Here is a 21,453-nt window from a genome sequence, read left to right as displayed (position 1 = left end):
ATGAAAAAGGTTGCTATTGTAGATGGTTTTTCTTCTGGTAAGTTTATGGCGAAAGAGCTTTATGAAAAGGGCTGTTGTCTCTTGCATATAGCCTCGAAATCAGATTTACATAGTTATTATTATAAAGGTTTCGATTATTCAATCTATAAAGAGCATTATGTTTATTACAATATAGTTGATACAGTAAACTTCCTTAAAGAACAGGGTGTTGAATTTATTATTGCGGGGAGTGAAAGTGGTGTTTCTCTTGCAGATAAACTTAATAATCATTTTGAATTTGATTATAAAAATAATTTTATTAAGACCTCTGCAAGGCGCAATAAGTATGAGATGATTGACACGCTGAAGAAATATGGAATTCCTGCGGCAGAACAAGGTAAATTTTCAGATTGGCATACTGCGGAGCAATGGATTAGAACTTTTGGTAATTTTCCTGTTGTGCTTAAACCATTAGAGAGTGCGGGTTCTGATGGTGTTTATATCTGCGAAGATGAGCGTTCTGCCAAGGAGGCTTTTTATAAAATATTGGGGAAATCGAATAAACTTAATCTCTGTAATAACCATGTCTTAATACAGGAGTTTCTGAAAGGGACTGAATATGTCGTTAATATGGTGTCTTTTAATAGCAATCAATTAGTTACGGAAGTGGTAAAATATAAAAAGCGCAGGCTTGACACGGGTAGCATAATCTATGATATCGATGACATTATTGATTCCTCCCATCCAGAGTATGATGTTTTAGTTGAATATACCAAAAGAGTTGTACTTGCTTTAGGTATATTCAATGGTCCCAGCCATGCTGAGGTAATGTTAACACCTGATGGCCCCAAATTGGTTGAAATTGCGGCGAGAATGGACGGAATATTGCGACCTGCGATCGCCAAATTAACAACAGGTTTAGGGCAAATTAGTGCTTCTGCTATGTCTATCGCCGAACCGGAAAATTTTAATAAGGCTATACAAGCAGAAGATTATACCCTGATTAATCATTCCTATAATGTATGTTTGATTAACCATCGTCTTGGTATATTTACCGCAAATTCTTTTATAGAGGAATTAAAGAAATTACCTTCTTTCTATGAGGTTGTTTTTTATGTTGATGAAGGTGATGAAATTGAAATAACTAAAGATGTTTTTAGCCAACCCGGAACGGTTTATTTAATTCATCATGATAAGGATGTAATTAAACAAGATTACGAAAAAATCAGAAGAATTGAAGAATCTGGTGGGTATTTGAAAAATATTTAATTGTTGTGGGTATGTTCATCTGGTTACATTTTTCAATGGCTATGCCTGATTATGGTATGGCCGTTGATCGGAAGCGTAATCCGGGATAACCGCAGTTTGGAGCCTATCTGTTTGTCGATATATGAGGCAGATTCGACTAGGGGCTGTTGACGTTTTGAGAGGGCTTATTGAACAGCATGATGATTGGGTATAATTGCTTTCGCCAAAAACCAACCATGCCTTACCATCATGCCGAGAACCATGTTATCAAAACCCCTATGGGATACGCTAGCTGTATTCATGCAACAAAGTGGACTGATTTATCACAAAGAAGAACATCACCTGACCTTTGAGGGTATCCTTTACCGCATGAGAACCGGTTGTCCCTGGCGGGATTTACCGCCTGAATTTGGGAAATGGAATACCGTCTTTCGACGTTTTAATGAATGGGCAAAGAAAGATATTTTTAATTTAATATTCAAATTCTTATCTGAATATTCTGATACGGAGTGGCTGTTCATTGATGGCAGTATTGTGCAGGCTCATCAACACAGTGCAGGCGCAGCCTCTAAAGAAAATGAATCGAGAGGAAAAAGTCGGGGTGGACGGTCAACCAAGATCCATTTGGCCGTGGACAGTGACGGTTTACCTGTGCATTTTGAGCTTTCTGGGGGTCAAACACACGACATAGTTCATGCAGAAAGTCTGGTGTCACAGTCACCGCCATCGGATTTTGTGATTGCGGATAAAGGTTACGATAGCGAAGCCTTCAGGCTTGCCGTGAAACAACAAGGTGCAACGCCGGTCATTCCCTATAAGAAAAACCGTCGAAAAGCCGATAAGCGTATTGATAAATGTTTATATCGTTACCGCCACTTGGTGGAAAATGCGTTTGCCAGAATTAAACATTTTCGTGCAATAGCAACAAGATACGATAAGTTGGAGCGTAATTACGCCAGTATGCTGGCTCTGGGTTTTATCATTATCTGGTTGCCTATGTGGGCTGAATAAATTAGGTACCCGAAAGGTAAACAACCCCTAATAAGTGCAATTTTTCATAACGGCGTCATATGCATTGAACATCAAGGTGTCAGTGTATCAGGTAGTCCGTCTAAAAATCGGGTACAGAATTATGTACCCGTATTATACTGGGATTAACGCCGTAGTTTGAGTGCTGGAATTGTACAACAGAAAGTAATAAATAGCAGCCCAAGTAAAATTAGGGAAAAGTCCTCACGACTTGGAGCAATGCTGTAAAGCACAGCGACAGTCGCTGTACCTAGCGATGCACCAAATAAGGTTCCGATTCTGGTAATTACGCTTGCGTCCGGAACTTGAGTGTCTGGTAACTCATGATAAGCATGGGACATAGCTAATAATGTAATTAAACCTATACCAGCACCTCTGAGCAACATTGTTACCATGATGATTTCTGGATGAGATGGGATATTGTGCAGAAATAGCGGCACTGTGCCGAATATAGCCATTATTGTTCCAATCAGAGCTGTATTACTGACACCAAAACGTCCGCTTAATGATTTAATGTAAGAGCGTGAAAGAAGTGCGCCTACTCCGTGAGCGCCTATCCAAATGCTGGCAAGTAATTCACTTTGTTGGAAGCCATGTATAAACATAATTGGTAAAGCAAAAAGGCCGCCATAAAAACTAATACTTGAAAGAAGTAATAACCAAATAGACGCGGTAAAAGATCTTACCTTAAACGGCGCAAGTTGAATTAAAGCATCAGAGGTTTTATTTAGTGTATGGCGAACAAAAAGCAAAATGAGTATTAGGCTTGCAAGTAAGATCCCAACCATAATTAACCAATGTAGGGTGCTCATTGTATCTGCTTTCGCCAGCAATGACAGACTGTAAATCATGAACAATAGCGATGGTGTTAGCAGTAAAAATCCCATTAGATCAAAACGTATAGATTCCGATTTATCATTTTTGGTGATACATACGGCGCTGAGTGCAATGGCTGCTATCCCAATGGGTACATTGATAAAGAAGATTAAGCGCCAATCACCAATGTGCAATAAATAGCCTGCAACGATAGGCCCAGCGATAGGAGCAATAACTGTGGGTACAGCAATAGTTGCCATAGCCCCTTTCAAATTTTGCTTGCCAACTGCGTTAACCAATACTGTTTGCATCACAGGCATCAGCATACCGGCGCCTATGCCCTGTATGACTCTACTGGCTAAAAGAAAATCAATGTGAGAGGAAAAACCGCAAAGTAACGAACCTAACGTAAAAACGACCAGACCGGTTAGCCAAAGGTTCTTAGCTCCCACTCGGCGTGTCGCCCAAGCACAAATCGTGACTGTGACTGTCGCACTCAAGGTATACAGTGTTGAAACCCACTGTAACTGAGCAACTGAAGCCGAAAGATTGACTGTCAGAGACGGAATGGCAACTCCAATGATTGTTGCATCTAATAGAGGCAAACAAATCCCGATGACAAGACATGTAATAACCCAGAGTTGGTATCGATTTAAAGGTGTTGATTGCTCAGAACAACTATTTTTGGTCATGATATATCTCCGCCGCCAATAAAGTTTTTCTTCTCTGAACGCGAATTGGCAAGATAATTACAGGTAAACATACAGGTTGTTACCTCAGCTGATTTTAAAGCGGTTTGTTTTAATGGTATTTTCCCTAGCTTGGGATTAAGTATCATTGTTTCAAGAGATGCCTACTTCTGTCTCCCCTTTGACCAGCATTTCAGATGGATCCTTTGAGTTATTTCATGCAAGTCTGATGTTTTTTCAGAACTGCCACATACTCACCATTATATCACTGTACTGTATAGGTGACAGCGTTCCTTGTTACACCACAGCGTGAACTTTATGTTCCTATTCCATCTTTTCCACAGTAATTTTCAGCTCAGCACAACCATTCGCTGAAGTAGAGGATATTATTGGATCAAAACTCAAAAGGAGTTTAGAAGGCCCTCGTGTATACACTCCTGTTTCTTGATAATGATAGTTATCAGCAAAACGTAAATTGCACAGGCGATCCAAAATAATATTGGATGAAATCTCCAACTGACGGAGTGAAAATGCAGCACCAACACAGGCATGCATACCTGTACCAAAGGCCAATTGTTTCCTTCGATTTGCTTTCTGTTGAGAAATTGTATTCTTTCGTCGATATAGATCAAATTCATTTGGTTTGTAAAAAACTGATGGATCGCGATTAGCGGCACCAATCATACAAAATACTAGGGCACCTTTGGGGATATTGATACCAGAAATAGTGACATTTTCACCCACTTTTCTCGGAATTAGCTGTACGGGGGATGTCAGACGTAAAGTTTCTTCAAGTGCGTCTCGAACTAGACTACGATCTTTAACAACTGCATCAAACATACTTGGATTAGATATTAAATGGTTAAACATCATTGCTAGTGTTTTGTCAGCAGGTTCTGTGGCAGCTAACAGAATATTTAAACACAATGCCGTAATTTCACTTGTAGACATCTCTGTATCTTGCCCGTTACCACCACAAAGTATAGATATAAAGTCTCCACTGGGATTACACCGCCGCTGGTCCACTATAGGATTTAGTAAGCGGATCAATTTCTGACTACATTCAAGGCTGTGCATTTTCTCTGGCTCTGTTTGGTCAAATTGGGTAATAAAATTGGCGATACCCTTGTGCCATTCAGCTATGTCACGATAGTTATCACTTGGCAGTCCAAGAATATCTAATGTTACTAATACGGCATAATCTCGGCCAAAGTCATTAACAAGGTCTATATTTCCTTTTTCAATATGAGGTTGTAGGAGATTTTCTGTGAGCTTTCGAATCATGGGTTCGTAGTGGTTATCAAAATAATCTTTTGAAAGTCCTTGCATCACGAGTTTTCGTTTACGCGCATGTTCTTCACCTTCCATTTGAGCAAGAACACGATCTCCCATAACAGGTTCAGCTCGCTCAATCAATGGCTGTGTATTGAAAATTGAGGATTTTAAAATAGTGTCAACATCCTCATATTTGCCGATAAAATAGCTATTTTGAAATTGATCAAAATAAATTAAATCTTGCTCATGCAAGGTGTCGTAAAAATCGTAAGGATTTTCTATAAATTTAGGATTGTGAATGCTGAAAGAATTTAATTTAGCCATTATTTTATTTCTTTATTTAAACGATGTTGAGTACTAAGAACCTATCTAATTTGATTCTTTATTTTCTATAATTGAGTGACGATTCCGTAACTCTGTTTACCTCCTACTTGTATAGGATAACTACCGTCAAACAAGCCTTTTCCTATAGGCCAAGGGCGATGATAGAGCAGTGTAGAATGTTTTACCCCAAGTAATCGAGGGGTATCGAGGTAAAAGGGGATTTCAGCGAAAATATATGGCAACGCTTTATATACCAACTGTAGGTCAATTTGACCAAAGGATTGTCCAGTACCTTTTAGTCGCCCTTTTATGGCTTGAAAAGACATATCAAGGCAGATTTTTCTAAAAGACTCTGATTCATTGAAAGCGTTTTCAACCTGTGTTCTAAGAGATTGGTAATCATGGTTTAGTGCAAAATCGTTAAATTGAATGACTCTGATTGGTTTACTTTTTAATATTGTTGCCACTGAAATAATAGAATCAAGATTACGTAAATGACGTCTAATTTCGCGTTGTGTTTTCTTGATAGCCTTAGCGTCCTCAATTCCACTAGCAACTAAAAGGCGTGAAGCTTCATGTTCACAAGGTAACAATACGTCGACTTGCCGAAAGTGATCACTTGACCACTGAATGAGATCTACAATATAGTCTTTTGAAAAACGTGAATTAAAGGGGCTTATCCCTACTAGCGCATGATCACCCCTTTGAATAATTTGGTCACAACGGGGAGTTTCACCTTGGATAGTAAATGATGATGAATTCTTATGTAACAACTCTGGATGGACAGATAATGTTTGATTGTTCGTTTCTTCAAAACATGTTCTTTCAGTGGATAACATTCCGATTGGTTCCCCATTTTTTAATATAATGTCATCTAATCCTATATAAAATTCTTTAATTTTATATAGGATTAATTACGTATTCATAAATCATCATTTTAGTTTTTGTCTTGCTATTTTTCTATTGCACTACTTATCTTGTCATTTGGTTGCTAGAAACACTTACCACTAACACTAAGTCAATTCACGAGCTACCGTTGAAGCAATGTAATATCTATTATTGTCGCACTCTGATTTCCTATTTATCTCGCGCAGAAAATAATTAAACTTTTTTATATCTATTCACTATAAATAATTTTTCAAAATAGTGATACTCCTCGCCAACACCTTACACAGTATGCATAGCACAAAGCGGTTCATCAGACGTCAGAGTGGCCATTTTGAGATATCAATCGAATAGACCAACTGTATCGGTATTATGAAATTCTATTTATTACTAATACCAGTATTTACGATTACGAAAAAATCAGAAGAATTGAAGAATCTGGTGGGTATTTGAAAAATATTTAATTGTTGTGGGTATGTTCATCTGGTTACACTTTTCAACGGCTATGCCTGATTATGGTATGGCCGTTGATCGGAAACGTAATCCGGGATAACCGTAGTTTGGAGCCCATCTGTTTGTCGATATACTATTTAATGAAATCAGCGGATATAAAATTAGATAAACGGGTAACTGGTTTTTATTATTAAATAATGTTATTAGTATCATGCCTATTTAATTTACTTGTCCAGTGTTGGTTTTATTTAGCACACAGCATTTTATGCCATCTATCCTCTTTTCTATCGGAACAATCGTTTATTAATTAGTCGCATGGTCACAAATATCTCATATTGATCAAGAGTTATTCATACTGCAACCATTGCCTTTTTATGGTCTTTTTGGCTACAAAATGTGCATCATGTCATGTTTTTGTGCTAATTTTGTTAATTATTGGTTTCTTTTGTGTTTTTCTGTTGTTTATGACATCTGTTGAGATCTTATTGACGCAGGGGACAACAGTTGCTTAATTGATAAGCCGAAAAATAACAAACAATACCCAAACAGTGTAGTTCCTGGCAGAAAATGCAGGTTCTGGCTGTACACAACAACATCACAAATGGAGTGCAAGAGAATGACAACTTCCTCTAGAAAAACAGGGTTATTAAAGCTGGGGATCAGCTTGGTTGCATTGGCAGTAACCGCCAGCGTTCAGGCAAAAACATTGGTTTACTGTTCTGAAGGTTCACCAGAAGGATTTAACCCACAATTGTTCACTGCTGGCACTACTTATGATGCCAGCTCGATACCACTGTTTAACCGTTTGGTTGAGTTCAAAATAGGTACGACGGAAGTCATACCTGGATTGGCGGAGAAATGGGACGTCAGTGATGATGGTAAGACTTATACTTTCCATCTGCGAAAAGGCGTTAAATGGCACTCTAATAAAGAGTTCAAGCCAAGCCGTGATTTTAATGCTGACGATGTGCTCTATTCTTTTATGCGTCAGAAAGATACAAACCATCCATATCATAAAGTCTCAGGCGGCAGCTATGAGTATTTCACTGGTATGGGGATGAGTGAGATGATCGATAAGGTTGTAAAAGTAGACGATTACACTGTCCGGTTTGAATTGAGCCGCCCGGAAGCCCCATTCCTGGCTGACATAGGGATGGATTTTGCTTCTATTTTGTCAGCGGAATACGCAGATAAAATGATGAAAGCAGGTACACCGCAGAACGTAGACCTGAACCCAATTGGTACGGGTCCATTCCAGTTGCTGCAATATCAGAAAGATTCCCGCATCCTGTATAAAGCGTTCAATGAATATTGGGGGGGTAAACCGAAAATTGACCGCTTGGTTTTCTCCATCACCCCCGATGCTTCTGTTCGTTATGCAAAATTACAGAAAAATGAATGTCAGGTCATGCCATATCCAAATCCGGCTGATATTGCCCGTATAAAGCAGGATAAAAATATCGTAATGATCGAGCAACCTGGCTTGAACGTTGGTTATGTTTCTTTCAACGTGACTAAAAAACCACTGGATAACGTTAAAGTTCGCCAGGCGCTGACAATGTCTGTAAATAAAGACGCTATTATTGAGGCGGTTTATCAGGGGGCAGGTCAGAAAGCGACAAACCTGATCCCGCCGACAATATGGGGTTACAACGAGAGTATTAAAGACTATCCATATGATCCGGAAAAAGCGAAACAGTTACTAAAAGAAGCTGGCTTGGAAAATGGTTTTACCATCGATCTGTGGGCGATGCCGGTACAGCGTCCGTATAACCCCAATGCTCGCCGTATGGCTGAAATGATCCAAGCTGACTGGGCGAAAATTGGTGTTAAGGCCAAAATTGTCAGCTACGAATGGGGTGAATACCTGAAACGGGCTAAGGACGGCGAGCATCAGGCTGTGATGATGGGGTGGATTGGTGATAATGGTGATCCGGATAACTTCTTCGCAACCTTGTTTAGCTGTGCAGCTAAAGAACGGGGTTCCAACTATTCAAAATGGTGCTACAAGCCGTTCGAGGACATTATTCAGCCAGCGCGTGTGACCGCTGATCACGCCAAACGTGTCGAGCTTTATAAACAGGCTCAGGTTGTGATGCATGAGCAGGTTCCGGCGCTGATCATTGCTTATTCCGTTGTTTATGAACCTATTCGTAAAGAGGTCAAAGGTTATGTGGTTGATCCATTAGGTAATAAACATCATTTCGATAAAGTGTCTCTTGAATAATCCTGTTTTTACTCGGCTGTGATATGCCATCTCCCTGATTTTTTTAGCGGAGATGGTGGTTTTTCCCAGCCAGTCATCGCTGGAGGAAAGCTAACAAGAAAAGTAGAGGCAAGGAATTCATTGAGTTGTGAGCGAAAGGGGGAAAGTCCTCTCCCTTATCAAGCCAAACGGCCTGAGAGCTGTAACCGGCATTTAAATAAAGAGAGTTCGGAATATGTTGCAGTTCATACTCCGACGTCTGGGGCTAGTTATCCCAACGTTTATTGGCATTACTTTGCTGACTTTTGCTTTTGTCCATATGATCCCCGGAGACCCGGTGACCATTATGGCCGGGGAACGTGGAATATCTGCTGAGCGCTATGCTCAGTTAATGGCTGAAATGGGGCTAGATAAGCCACTCTGGCAGCAATATTTTCATTATGTAAGTAATGTGTTACATGGTGATCTGGGTGTCTCCATGAAAAGTCGCATCTCTGTGTGGGAAGAATTTGTTCCCCGTTTCCAGGCAACCCTTGAACTGGGGATATGCGCCATGCTGTTTGCTATTGCGGTCGGTATTCCGGTTGGCGTACTGGCGGCGGTAAAGCGTGGGTCGGTTTTTGATCATACTTCGATAGGTCTTTCCCTGACCGGATACTCTATGCCGATCTTCTGGTGGGGGATCATGTTGATCATGCTGGTTTCTGTTCAGTTAGATCTGACACCGGTATCTGGCAGGATAAGCGACAGTATTTTCCTTGATGACAGTCATCCGCTGACGGGTTTTATGCTGATCGACACCCTGTTCTGGGGTGAAGAAGGTGATTTTAAAGATGCCGTGATGCATATGATCTTACCTGCCATTGTCCTGGGAACGATTCCTCTGGCAGTGATTGTCCGTATGACCCGCTCTTCTATGTTGGAAGTATTGGGTGAAGATTATATCCGTACTGCCCGCGCAAAAGGTTTGAGCCGCATCCGTGTGATAGTGGTTCATGCGTTGCGCAATGCGTTGCTGCCGGTTGTGACCGTTATCGGCTTGCAGGTGGGTATCATGCTGGCGGGGGCAATTCTGACTGAAACCATCTTCTCCTGGCCGGGGCTTGGACGCTGGCTGATCGATGCCCTTCAACGCCGGGATTATCCGGTGGTTCAGGGAGGGATATTGCTGGTGGCGATCATGATTATCCTGGTTAACTTGGTGGTTGACGTGCTGTACGGCGTAGTTAACCCGCGTATCCGTCATAAGAAATAGGGAGCGCATTATGTCTCAAGTGACTGAGCCTGCAAACAATGCGCCTAAGATTATGACGCCGATGCAGGAGTTCTGGTATTACTTTAAGCGCAATAAGGGGGCAGTTGCCGGCCTGGTTTATATTGTGCTGATGTTGTTGATTGCTTTGCTAGCGGGGGTTCTCGCGCCGCATGGTGCGGCGGAGCAGTTTCGTGATTCCTTGTTGACTCCGCCGGTATGGCAGGAAGGGGGAAGCTGGCAGTTTATTCTTGGTACTGATGATGTCGGCCGTGATTTACTTTCGCGTCTGATGTATGGTGCCCGGCTTTCACTGCTGGTGGGATGTCTGGTTGTGGTGTTATCCCTGTTAATGGGGGTTGTGCTGGGGGTGCTGGCCGGTTATTTCGGTGGCGTGGTGGATATTATCATCATGCGTATCGTTGATATTATGCTGGCATTGCCAAGCCTGCTGTTAGCGTTGGTGCTGGTGGCGATATTTGGGCCATCAATTGTCAATGCCTCTTTGGCGCTGACCTTTGTGGCTTTGCCCCATTACATCCGTTTAACTCGTGCTGCGGTGCTGGTGGAGGTTAATCGCGATTATGTCACGGCTTCACAAGTGGCTGGGGCGGGTGCCGTGCGCCAGATGTTTATCAATATCCTGCCTAACTGTCTGGCACCGCTGATTGTGCAGGCTTCTTTAGGTTTTTCCAATGCTATTCTCGATATGGCTGCTTTGGGTTTTCTGGGGATGGGGGCGCAGCCACCCACGCCGGAATGGGGAACGATGCTGTCTGATGTATTGCAGTTTGCACAAAGTGCCTGGTGGGTGGTGACTTTCCCAGGTCTGGCAATTTTGCTGACAGTGTTGGCGTTTAACCTGATGGGTGACGGTTTGCGTGATGCACTTGATCCTAAACTCAAGCAGTAGTGAGGTAGCGAAATGGCATTGTTAAATGTAGAAAAATTATCGGTTCACTTCGGTGAAGAAGATGCGCCATTCCGCGCTGTTGATCGCATCAGCTACCGTGTTGAGCAGGGGCAGGTTGTCGGGATTGTCGGAGAATCCGGTTCCGGTAAGTCAGTCAGCTCATTGGCAGTCATGGGATTGATTGATTATCCGGGCCGGGTGATGGCTGATAAACTGGAATTTAACCAGCGTGATCTGACCAAAATCTCGGAGAAAGAGCGCCGCCAGCTGGTTGGTGCGGAAGTGGCAATGATCTTCCAGGATCCGATGACCAGCCTGAATCCCTGTTATACCGTTGGATATCAGATTATGGAGGCGCTGAAAGTGCATCAGGGTGGCAACCGTCGCACCCGCCGCCAGCGGGCGATTGATCTGCTGACATTGGTTGGTATTCCTGATCCTGCATCGCGTCTGGATATTTATCCGCACCAATTATCCGGTGGTATGAGCCAACGGGTGATGATCGCAATGGCCATTGCTTGCCGGCCAAAATTGCTGATTGCTGATGAACCGACAACGGCTTTGGATGTCACCATTCAAGCGCAGGTTATTGAACTGTTGCTGGAGTTGCAACAACGGGAAAATATGGCGCTGGTATTAATTACTCATGATCTGGCATTAGTCGCAGAAGCTGCCCATCATATTATCGTGATGTATGCCGGGCAGGTGGTGGAATCCGGTAAGGCATCAGAAATCTTCCGTGCGCCACGTCATCCGTATACTCAGGCGTTGCTCAGGGCATTACCTGAATTTGCTACGGATAAATCCCGTCTTGCCTCTTTACCGGGCGTTGTGCCGGGGAAATATGACCGGCCTATTGGTTGCCTGCTGAATCCGCGTTGTCCATATGCGAATGACCATTGCCGCCAGATGGAGCCGGAATTACGAACGGTAGGGGAACGTCAGGTGAAATGCCATACACCGCTGGATGATGCGGGGAGGCCGACAATATGAGTGAACATATTTATCAGGCGCGGGAAACATCAACGGCGCCGTTGTTAAAAGCGACAGAACTGAAAAAATATTACCCGATCAAAGGGGGATTATTCTCACCTGCTCGTACTGTAAAAGCATTGGATGGTATCTCTTTCGAACTGGAGAAAGGCAAAACGCTGGCAGTGGTTGGTGAATCGGGGTGTGGTAAATCCACATTGGGGCGATTGCTGACCATGATAGAAAAGCCAACTGACGGTGAACTTTATTATCAGGGGCAGGATCTGCTGGTGCCAAATAAAGATGCTGAAAAGTTGCGCCGCCAGAAAATCCAGATTGTGTTCCAGAATCCTTATGGTTCGCTCAACCCGCGTAAGAAAGTTGGGCAAATCCTGGAGGAACCTTTGCTGATCAATACCAAACTGAATACGCATGAGCGTAAAGAGAAAGTGTTGCAGATGATGGCGAAAGTCGGGTTGAAAACCGAACACTACAGCCGTTACCCGCATATGTTCTCTGGTGGTCAGCGCCAGCGAATCGCGATTGCCCGTGGTTTGATGTTGGACCCGGATGTGTTGATCGCGGATGAGCCGGTTTCTGCGCTGGATGTCTCGGTGCGGGCACAGGTGTTGAACTTGATGATGGATTTGCAGCAGGATTTAGGGTTGTCTTATGTGTTCATTTCCCATGACTTATCTGTGGTTGAGCATATCGCTGATGAAGTGATGGTGATGTACCTTGGCCGCTGTGTGGAAAAAGGCAATAAGGAGATGATTTTCAGTAATCCACGTCATCCGTATACACAGGCGCTGTTATCAGCAACGCCAAGACTAAATCCTGAATTACGCCGTGAACGGATAAAATTGACAGGTGAATTGCCAAGCCCGATGAATCCACCACCCGGTTGTGCGTTTGCGGCTCGTTGTCGTCGGGCATTTAGCACCTGTACGCAGTTTCAGCCAAAATTGAATCAATATGGTGAGCAACTGATTGCCTGTTTTGCCGTTGATCAGGATGAAAATGTTGCGGTGGAGTAATTGCTTGGTCAGCATGAGTTAAAACATTCTTGGTGATAATGGTTTAACCATTATCACCATTTAAATATTTACTTTTGTCTTTAGTCGTCACAGACAGCCATTAAAGGTAATTATTTCAGAAAAATAACGACTTGGATAAGTGAAACAGGGCTGTTAGCGATAAAATCAAGTATACTCAATTCCACTGATCACATGTTATAACTGCGATATCTCATAGGCATTGGTTTGAGTGAAAATGAAATTGCGCGTCAAACGTTCGTTAACCATTAAACAGATGGCCGCAGTGACCGGCGTCACGCTGGTGACCATTGCTATTTTTATTACTATTCAATTGTGTCATCTTATACAGCAACGTAAAGATGATTATATCAGTCAGCTTAATAATGCGGCAGTTCAGGTCCAGGTGCCTTTAACCGAAGCGCTGCTCAGTTCCGATCTCAGTAAAGCAAAAGAGTTACTGATAGGGCTACGTACCGCGGGTATTTTAGGGCGGGCAGATGTGGTGTTACCGGAGGATATCCGGGTGATACGATTGAGCTTTGCCACCCATCGTCCAATTCCCGAATTGGCTAAACGTATTTTTGGGATCCCTGTGGAGGTGAGTATTCCCCTCCATGCTTATGGTTCAGCGCCAATAGATGCTAAACCGCTGGGGCATTTGATTTTACAGGTGGATTCTAATCGGGTATATCGTTTTGCTATTAATGCGTTGGCACTGATGTTGACAACGTATTTATTGTTAGCGCTTATTCTGACTGTGTCGATAAGCTGGTGTATCAACCGGATTATTGTGCACCCATTGCGTAACATTGCGCGGGATCTTAATAACGATCAACCACCTGAGCCAATGATTTGCCCGAAAGGCCACCAGGATGATGAACTGGGTCTGTTGATCAGGGGATATAATCGTCAATTTGATAAACATAAACCTCCGTCATCATGAAACCATCCGGGGCGGTTTGAGGTCTAACCCTCAGTTATAATTCTGACAGGATTTCACCTGCTAAAACTCAGGTTTTTGCTTTTTCTGCCGTTGTTATTGGTCGAAGGGAACATATTCTGTCATCACTGGTTAAACCGCCGAAGGCTAAAACCAAGGATAGACATCTATAGGGGTTCACATGCAGGGTACGAAAATTCGTTATTTTATTGGTGGGATAATGCTGGTCATTGTGGGCCAGGTGCAGGCAGAAGCTTTGCAACCTGACCCTGCCTGGCAACAAGGCAAACTGGAAAACGGTTTTAACTGGCAAATTTTGCAGACGCCACAACGTCCTAACGACAGAATACAGTTGCGCCTTGTAGTGAAAACAGGTTCGCTGGCGGAAAAAACTCAGCAAACGGGTTATACCTGGTTGATTCCGAAAGTCGCGTTATTCAGCAGTAAAAGTTTGTCTTCCGCCAAACTGGAACAATTATGGAATAGTGCCGTCGATCCTAAATACCCGCTGCCTCCTGCAATTGTTTCATATGATTTCACGCTTTATAGCCTGAGTTTGCCGCATAATCGTCCTGAACTGTTAAAAAGTGCGTTGAGTTGGCTGGCTGACGCGGCGGGTAAAACGGTATTTACACCAGAGACACTACAACATGCCATGAAAATGGCGGGTACATCGGTAGCGACCTATCCTCAAGATATACAAGACCCGGTGTGGCGTAGACGTTTACAAGGTTCAACGTTGTTGGGGCATGATCCGGCACAGGCCACTGCTCAACCTATCGATTTGGATAAACTTAAACAATTTTACCGGCAGTGGTATACCCCTGACATGATGACGCTGTATATCGCGGGCCACGTGGATAGCCGAACTTTACTGGAAAATATCAACCAGGTGTTTTCATCATTGAAGGGTAAGCGCCATACTCCGGCAACGATCGCGGCGTTGTTACCTATGAAACCGGATACGCTAGGGATGATCAGTGACAAAAAGAAAGAAGATACCTTATCCTTGATTTGGGATCTCAACTGGCAGCCGATGAATGATTCACATGTGTTGAGCCGCTATTGGATCAGTGATATTACCCGTGAGGCACTTTATCGTTACCTGCAACTTGGGCTGGAGAGAAGAAATGATAAGGCGCTGAAACTGGGGCTGGATTGCAAAGTTCAGTATCAGCGTGCGAGTTGTGCTCTGAATCTCAACACGTCGGCAGGTAATTTAAAACCGGCGATGGAGTATCTGGCGGCTGAATTGGTAACACTCCGTGATAAGGGGTTGCCAAAGGCACAGTTTGATGAGCTGTATGCGCAGAAACAAGCCCAACTCAGCCAATTGTTTGCCATGTATGCCCATACCAGCACGGATATTCTGATTAATCAGCGTCTTTTGTCTCAACAAAGTAATGTTGTGGATATTGCTCCTGAACAGTATCAACGTCTGAGACAAGCATTTTTAGCTTCCCTGACACCTGAAATGCTTAACCATGAACTGAAACAGATCCTTTCACAAGAAGTCGCGTTTGTTCTGATTCAGCCGAAAGGGGAAGCAGAAGTGGATGTAAACCAGTTAAGAAATGGTTTTAATCAGATTATGTCGCTGGAGCCACATAAGATTGATACTCCGGCACAGGCACAGCCGCCGGTATTTAAGCCAGAAGAAAAGGCTTCTTAAGGCAGTAAAAAGGGTGGGGATACCGCTGACGGTTCCCCGGTTTTCAATCCGGCCCCTCCGCGGTAATATGCACTTCACCCGCCGCGGCACCAATGTTGCCGGCATTACGTACCCCCACGCCGGTTTCAGTGCCCACCAGCATAATTTTATGCGCATACATACCGCCTAATGCCGCCACATCCAACGCAAACTCCGGGGGCTTTTCATTGCCGGTCGATTTTTTCTCAATCTGCGAGCATATAACGATAACTCAGTTCGGCCACTTCCTGCCGTGAACATCGCTAAAATTTGAGATTCAAACCAAAATACTGCTTTCAGGATGTAAAAATCTTTTGGGTACATAAAGATCATAATCATTAAAGCGACAATATTCCTCCAATTGCTGAGCAGACTTAACACCAACCTTTCTGTATATTTGTGCCGTATAGTGTTCAACAGTACGGTAGGAAATGTTTAATATTCTGCCAATTTGTTTACTGGTATTTTTATGTAAAGAGAGAAAAATGACATCCCATTCCCGTGGAGTAAATAAATGAGTAGGTGGTTGAAATATAATAGATGCAGGGAGTTTTCCATAAAATAGACGGGTTAATGAGAAATCCTGGGCTTCCCGTCCGTGGAAAATGATTCCGACACATTCGTTTTCATCATTATATAGTGGGTATTTTTCACAAAAATGAGATGATAAAAATTTATCTTTGCCAAACATATGTGTTTCAAGCGAACATACTGTTGTTTCGCTCTTCATTACACTTTGATCATGAAGAACAAATTCCTTTGCAAACTCAGCACCATCCCAAGGAAGTTCATAATCATATCGCCCTTCGTAATCAAATGAGTCTGGCAGATTTTCAAGATGTTTAAGTGCCAGATTGCCATAAATAAAGCATGAATTTTTATCTTTGATCCCCCAGGGCTCATTACTTTGCTGCATTGTGTTAATGATTTGAGGGGAAATGATTACTTTATTATTCATATCATCATTCCTTATTATGTTTAAATGACATTAATCAGCTTAATTCTCTACTACCAATAGTGACAAATCTTTCAGGGACATAGAGATCAAGTTTATTTTCTTTACAGAAATCCTTTAGTTCTGCATGTAAGGGCAAATTGAATTTTCGGTAAATTGACTGAATATGATTAACAACATCCTCTGTATTCATCATTAATGCTTCGCTGATACTTTCTTCATCCAGTAAGCGCAGAGTCAAAAAGAGCACTTCCCACTCAGTTTGCGTCAGTATATCGTTAGGCGGTGTGAATTCCTGCGTCACCGGAGATGTTCTTTCATAGTAGTAAGCCGTAGAAAAGTTTTGAATTTTGGACATGTGAAAAATAATCCCCATGCAATCCCCCTTTTCATCACAAAGGGGATATTTGTCACAAATATAGGTTTGCTTAGTTTTATTTTCTCCAAATGGATGAGTTTCCATTGAAGATACTTTTTGCATAGTTTGAATAACTTTTTGATCCTGACGGTAATATTCTTTTTCATATTCTGCAATAGATGAGGGTAATTCTCCTGCTGAAAGCCCCGTAATATCGAAATCTTCGGGCAAGTTGAGCAGTTGATAGAAAGCCGGATTAGCATAGATAAACCTTGATTGCAGATCTTTAACTCCACAAGGTTCATGACTTTTTTCCCACATATGAATTAATTGCTGGTCGATATTATTTGACATAGTAACTCCTTAATTATGATTAAGTCATTATCTGAATGAATTGTTTTCTGGTTATACATAAAATAACTTAACTATATAATATAGTATAACAATTATCCAGCCAAAGACTGTATGTTCATTAATTTCATGATGGTATTATCAGTACTAAATAGCATAATAAAAAAATATTATTTTTATTATGCTATTTAAGTGATTTATTTTACCAGTTAAAAATTTCACGCACATAACATTGCAATCTGTTAAGATGGATTGCTTTATAAAGATATGATATATTATGTTGTCATATATCACATAAAAATTTTTAAATTTGGTATCAAATCGGAACCTTGCGTGATCATTTAGAAGTTTTTCTTCTACACGTGAATTGAATAATCTTCAATAAGAAAAAAAACGTTTCCTTTTCCCTGCTTGTTAACAACCATAGTTGCCCCTTCCTCAAATAAGTCATTTTGAGATATTGATATTGCAAATAGATCATCATCTTTATCTGTACATAAATATGGAATACGAGCCAATGAGCTAACTTTGTTGGTGTCATTCCTCGTAACTGAAGAGCTTCTTTTAAGACATTCGTTAAAGTATTTCATACGTTTACAGCATTTACAAAAATAACTAAACTTTTTAAACATTTTAGTATCCGCAAAAGAACATTCCTGAACATTTAACGTTCATTTATGACCTTTTTGTCGTTAGACATAACATTTTCCTATTCGGAGAATATTTGGCTGTACTTGGCGGGGTTTAATGTTTTTGTACAGCCATTTTTTAGCATTCCGCCCAATGCGGACTCAGGGAAAAAGCTGTAACAACATAAAAATATCAATCTGAAGAGAGTATGAATATAGCACCTTGAATAACCAAACTGAGGAGAGAAGAAAGAAATGATTGTAAAAATCGACTGGCACCCAGCGGATATTATTGCGGGACTTAAAAAACGGGGAACGTCATTATCTGCTGTTTCAAGAGAAGCGGGGCTAGCATCATCCACGTTAAGTAATGCGCTGCACCGGCCCTGGCCTAAGGGTGAACGACTCATTGCTACCGCTTTAGACTGTGAGCCTTTCAAAATATGGCCAAGTAGATATTCTAAATAATAATGAAAAGAGATTAAGTACCTGAAATTTATCTTATGTCTCGTGGAAAGCTTCAGGCAGGATAATAGAATAAAAGCAGAGCTATTAACGCTCTGCTTTGTTATCGTGCTCTGATTAAAATATATAATCAGGCCAATTCAGGATATTTATCATCGGAATGCCTTTTCTACATTAATCGTTAATTTTTTATCTTGTGTTGACATCCACCTATATTTCTACTAATTCCGTGGATACCTTTTTATTTTAATCATGTCACCTGAACCAAACCAGCAATTGCCTTTTCAAGGTATTCGCGGGGACAACCTAAATTTACTCTGATAAACCCTTCCCCCTTATCACCAAAACTCCATCCCATTGAAACGACTATTTTGGCTTTTTGTAATAAGGCCCGTTGCAGGGTGTCATCATCCAAGCCCAAATCGCGACAATCCAGCCAGGCCAGATATGTACCTTCCGCTTTAGTCATTCGGCACCAAGGAACGGCAGACGTTAAAGCCTGCCCGAACCAGCAACGGTTTTCTGCCAGGTAATGTTGTAGTTCATCAAGCCATACATCCCCATGTTGATATGCGGCTGTAGCCGCAGTCATAGATAGCGCGTTGAATACATCCAGTCCATGAGCATCCAGCCGCGCTTTAAAGGCACGTCGAAGTTCGGGATTGGGAATGAGAAAGTTCGATATACGAAGTGATGAGAGTCCAAATGTTTTACTTGCTGAGGTGGCGGCAATGACGTTGCTATGCCATTCGTTCCCCAGATGCAGTATTGAGGTGAATTTTTCCCCAGGCAAAATTAAATCAGCCCAAATTTCATCGGAAATTACGGTCGTACCGTACCTTTTGCAGAGTATCAATAGCCGGCGTAGTTCGTCACTATTCCAGCATCTACCCGTAGGGTTATGTGGATTACATAACACTAGCAGAGGTGGTCTGTGTTGCTCCAACATCTGTTCCAGATGATCATAATTAATCTTATAACCGTCCAGACTTTCAAGAAGTGGGTTTTCAATCATCATTCTGCCGTTCATAGTAATAATTTTGGCGAATGAAGCATAATAGGGCCCTTGTACAACCACACCTTCCCCCGGTTTACTCAGCATCTGTATCAGTAAAGCCAGTCCAGGTATGACACCTTCTATTGACGTGAACCAGTCGCGGCACAAGGTCAATTTATGGTGCCTTGAAAACCAGTCTATTGCTGCCTGGTAATAGTGATCGTCGCGTTCGCTATAACCGAAGATGCCATGTTCAATTCGGGAGTAGAGTGTTTGCAGGACCGCTTCCGGACATTGAAAATCGAAATCGGACACCCACATTGGAAGCAGGTCAGTTTTGTCTAAGTGCAAGTCACGACCTAAAAAGTCCCACTTAACAGAGCTTGTATTGTGGCGATCGATTATCTGGTTGAAATCAGGCGATTTCACGTTGGGTTTCCTTTTTATTCAGGGCATTTTCCGGTGTGACTCTTGCAATACCAAAACCGGTAAAGCCATAGATGAGAGCCAGGAAGACGGCAGCATAGCACTGGATAGCCCAAGGTAGCAGATCAAGCGTACTGACACCCAATGTAGTCGCCATATAAATACCGGCAGCAGTCCAGGGGATTAACGGTTCTATGACGGTACAGCCATCTTCTATTGTCCGTGACAGATTTTTATTATCCAGTCCCATACGATGATAGGCCCCTTTGAACAGCTCCGCCGGGATGAGGAGACCCAACTTTCCGTTGCAGGTTGCGCCCGTTACCAGAATAGTGGTTGCCAGGGTTGCAGCGATAAGTTGCCCTGTTGTGCGAACAACTTGTAGAAGTGAGTTGATGATGACGGTCAGGGCGCCAGTGAGTGCTAAAGCACCGGCGAACGCGAATGCACAAAATGCAAGCAGGATGGTACTCATCATCGAAGACATGCCCCCCCGATTGAGCAGACGTGGGACGTCGCTAACAACCCCGGTGATATTGTGTCTCTGATCAGAGAACATAGAGAGATTGAAACCCTCTATCAACGCATTAAGGCCCTGTTTAAGGGTGAGTCCCTGGAGACCTATACCAAGCACAATAGCCAATGCACAGCCAGCCAGCATGACGGGTATCACCGGCCGTTTTGTTATTGCTCCCCACAAAACCAGTATTGGTGGCAAAATCATCAATAAATTGAAGTGATACAGGCTTTCAAGAGATTGAAGGATGTCTGTGACTTTTTCAGGTGTTGCTACGCTACCTGTTAAGCTTGTATGACCCGCAATAAAATAAACAATAGCGGCTAAAACAAAGCCGGGAATAGTGGTATACATCAAATGTTGAATATGACTGTAAAGATCGGTATCGGCGACGATGGCAGCGAAGTTAGTCGAGTCAGATAACGGTGAAATTTTATCACCGAAATACGCACCTGAAACAACCGCGCCCGCCGCTGCCGCCAGAGGCACATCGAGGCCAGCGGCGACGCCCATTAGCGCTACGCCAACTGTTCCGGCTGCCCCCCATGACGTACCGGTACAAACTGAGATAACGCTCGTGATAAAGAAAGCAGCAATAAGTATGTATTGAGGGCTAATCAGCTTTAACCCCCAATACACCATGTAAGGTATGGTTCCGCTGAACATCCAGGTCCCAATTAACCCGCCTACGCAAATCAGTATCATCATCACCGGCATTGCTTTAGCTAGCTTTGCCACAATAGTATCGATAATGTCATTCCAGCGATAGCCTTGCCAATATGCCAAGGTAGCTGCTATTCCTGCTGATATGAGCAATAGGGATTCGATGCGTAAATTCAATTGACCGTACCCAATAACCAACAGTAAGAGCATTGCTGCGATTGGCAGTATGGCAAGTCCCAGATTAATCTTTTTCTTGTCATCCATATTTTAAAACTCCAGTTCCAGATGAATTATTGAAACAGAATAGAATAATGAATTTATTTTGAATGAGATGTGACAGATATTACTTATTCTTTACTCTTATGTTTATGTGTGATGCTTTTT

General features: G+C 42.4%; 17 protein-coding genes and 1 pseudogene. 10 read left to right on the top strand and 8 right to left on the bottom strand.

The features are described 5' to 3' along the window. Both ACGF63_RS11990 and ACGF63_RS11985 read left to right on the top strand, forming a co-directional pair. On the top strand, window positions 1-1,248 hold the full coding sequence (locus ACGF63_RS11990) for an ATP-grasp domain-containing protein (protein ID WP_387631008.1): 1,248 nt from the start codon (window positions 1-3) through the stop codon (window positions 1,246-1,248). A gap of 228 nt (window positions 1,249-1,476) precedes the next feature. After that, window positions 1,477-2,238 carry an IS5 family transposase gene (locus ACGF63_RS11985; RefSeq protein ID WP_387631006.1) on the top strand — a complete coding sequence of 254 codons (762 nt, stop codon included), beginning with the start codon at window positions 1,477-1,479 and terminating at the stop codon, window positions 2,236-2,238. Window positions 2,239-2,381: 143 nt separating this feature from the next. Here ACGF63_RS11985 and ACGF63_RS11980 read toward each other — a convergent pair whose 3' ends face one another. The 3 genes from ACGF63_RS11980 to ACGF63_RS11970 form a co-directional block, all read right to left on the bottom strand. Continuing rightward, the gene (locus ACGF63_RS11980; protein ID WP_152963310.1) at window positions 2,382-3,764 is read right to left on the bottom strand and encodes a DHA2 family efflux MFS transporter permease subunit; all 1,383 of its coding nucleotides are present in this window, start codon (window positions 3,762-3,764) and stop codon (window positions 2,382-2,384) included. A gap of 321 nt (window positions 3,765-4,085) precedes the next feature. Next, window positions 4,086-5,360 (bottom strand): cytochrome P450, cyclodipeptide synthase-associated, encoded by a 1,275-nt coding sequence (locus tag ACGF63_RS11975; protein ID WP_152963311.1) that lies wholly within the window; start codon window positions 5,358-5,360, stop codon window positions 4,086-4,088. A 65-nt stretch (window positions 5,361-5,425) separates the two neighbouring features. Continuing rightward, window positions 5,426-6,199, bottom strand: coding sequence for a tRNA-dependent cyclodipeptide synthase (locus tag ACGF63_RS11970; RefSeq protein ID WP_239002482.1), 774 nt, complete (start codon window positions 6,197-6,199; stop codon window positions 5,426-5,428). 1,115 nt (window positions 6,200-7,314) lie between these two features. Here ACGF63_RS11970 and dppA point away from each other — a divergent pair. The 7 genes from dppA (at window position 7,315) to ACGF63_RS11935 (ending at window position 15,690) form a co-directional block, all read left to right on the top strand. Then, window positions 7,315-8,925, top strand: a complete 1,611-nt coding sequence (gene dppA / locus ACGF63_RS11965) for a dipeptide ABC transporter periplasmic-binding protein DppA (protein ID WP_152963312.1) — start codon at window positions 7,315-7,317, stop codon at window positions 8,923-8,925. Window positions 8,926-9,139: 214 nt separating this feature from the next. Then, a complete protein-coding gene (dppB, locus tag ACGF63_RS11960) occupies window positions 9,140-10,159 on the top strand; it encodes a dipeptide ABC transporter permease DppB (RefSeq protein WP_132355211.1) in 1,020 nt (339 codons plus the stop codon). Window positions 10,160-10,169: 10 nt separating this feature from the next. Then, window positions 10,170-11,069 (top strand): dipeptide ABC transporter permease DppC, encoded by a 900-nt coding sequence (gene dppC, locus ACGF63_RS11955; RefSeq protein WP_152963313.1) that lies wholly within the window; start codon window positions 10,170-10,172, stop codon window positions 11,067-11,069. 12 nt (window positions 11,070-11,081) lie between these two features. Continuing rightward, window positions 11,082-12,062, top strand: coding sequence for a dipeptide ABC transporter ATP-binding protein (dppD, locus tag ACGF63_RS11950; protein ID WP_036846118.1), 981 nt, complete (start codon window positions 11,082-11,084; stop codon window positions 12,060-12,062). Next, window positions 12,059-13,078 (top strand): dipeptide ABC transporter ATP-binding subunit DppF, encoded by a 1,020-nt coding sequence (gene dppF, locus ACGF63_RS11945; protein WP_387630998.1) that lies wholly within the window; start codon window positions 12,059-12,061, stop codon window positions 13,076-13,078. Before dppD ends, dppF begins: the two co-directional genes overlap by 4 nt. A gap of 235 nt (window positions 13,079-13,313) precedes the next feature. Beyond that, entirely contained in the window at window positions 13,314-14,021 is a 708-nt protein-coding gene (locus ACGF63_RS11940; RefSeq protein WP_387630995.1) for a HAMP domain-containing protein, read from the top strand. Between the two features lie 178 nt (window positions 14,022-14,199). After that, a complete protein-coding gene (locus ACGF63_RS11935; protein WP_387630992.1) occupies window positions 14,200-15,690 on the top strand; it encodes an insulinase family protein in 1,491 nt (496 codons plus the stop codon). Window positions 15,691-15,714: 24 nt separating this feature from the next. Here ACGF63_RS11935 and ACGF63_RS11930 read toward each other — a convergent pair. From ACGF63_RS11930 to ACGF63_RS11920, 3 genes and pseudogenes are all read right to left on the bottom strand, one after another. After that, window positions 15,715-15,922: pseudogene (locus tag ACGF63_RS11930) on the bottom strand (hypothetical protein); the annotation flags it as partial. A gap of 63 nt (window positions 15,923-15,985) precedes the next feature. After that, window positions 15,986-16,666 (bottom strand): PAS and helix-turn-helix domain-containing protein, encoded by a 681-nt coding sequence (locus tag ACGF63_RS11925; protein WP_036846106.1) that lies wholly within the window; start codon window positions 16,664-16,666, stop codon window positions 15,986-15,988. A 34-nt stretch (window positions 16,667-16,700) separates the two neighbouring features. After that, window positions 16,701-17,375 (bottom strand): PAS domain-containing protein, encoded by a 675-nt coding sequence (locus tag ACGF63_RS11920; protein WP_152963318.1) that lies wholly within the window; start codon window positions 17,373-17,375, stop codon window positions 16,701-16,703. 884 nt (window positions 17,376-18,259) lie between these two features. On the opposite strand from ACGF63_RS11920, the gene xreR2 reads away from it, so the two are divergent. After that, entirely contained in the window at window positions 18,260-18,469 is a 210-nt protein-coding gene (gene xreR2 / locus ACGF63_RS11915) for a cell morphology transcriptional regulator XreR2 (protein WP_387631080.1), read from the top strand. A 247-nt stretch (window positions 18,470-18,716) separates the two neighbouring features. On the opposite strand, the gene ACGF63_RS11910 is transcribed toward xreR2, so the two are convergent. Together ACGF63_RS11910 and nhaC are read right to left on the bottom strand one after the other, a co-directional pair. Then, window positions 18,717-19,892, bottom strand: a complete 1,176-nt coding sequence (locus tag ACGF63_RS11910; protein ID WP_387630987.1) for a MalY/PatB family protein — start codon at window positions 19,890-19,892, stop codon at window positions 18,717-18,719. Then, window positions 19,879-21,333, bottom strand: a complete 1,455-nt coding sequence (gene nhaC, locus ACGF63_RS11905; RefSeq protein ID WP_387630985.1) for a Na+/H+ antiporter NhaC — start codon at window positions 21,331-21,333, stop codon at window positions 19,879-19,881. The genes ACGF63_RS11910 and nhaC overlap by 14 nt, the downstream gene beginning before the upstream one ends. Between the last annotated feature and the right edge of the window lie 120 nt (window positions 21,334-21,453).

It is taken from the genome of Photorhabdus sp. RM322S, from assembly GCF_042879395.1.
Lineage (GTDB): Bacteria > Pseudomonadota > Gammaproteobacteria > Enterobacterales > Enterobacteriaceae > Photorhabdus > Photorhabdus khanii.
The sequence above is the reverse complement of the archived record's forward strand: the minus strand, read 5'-3'. Positions and strand labels throughout refer to the sequence as shown.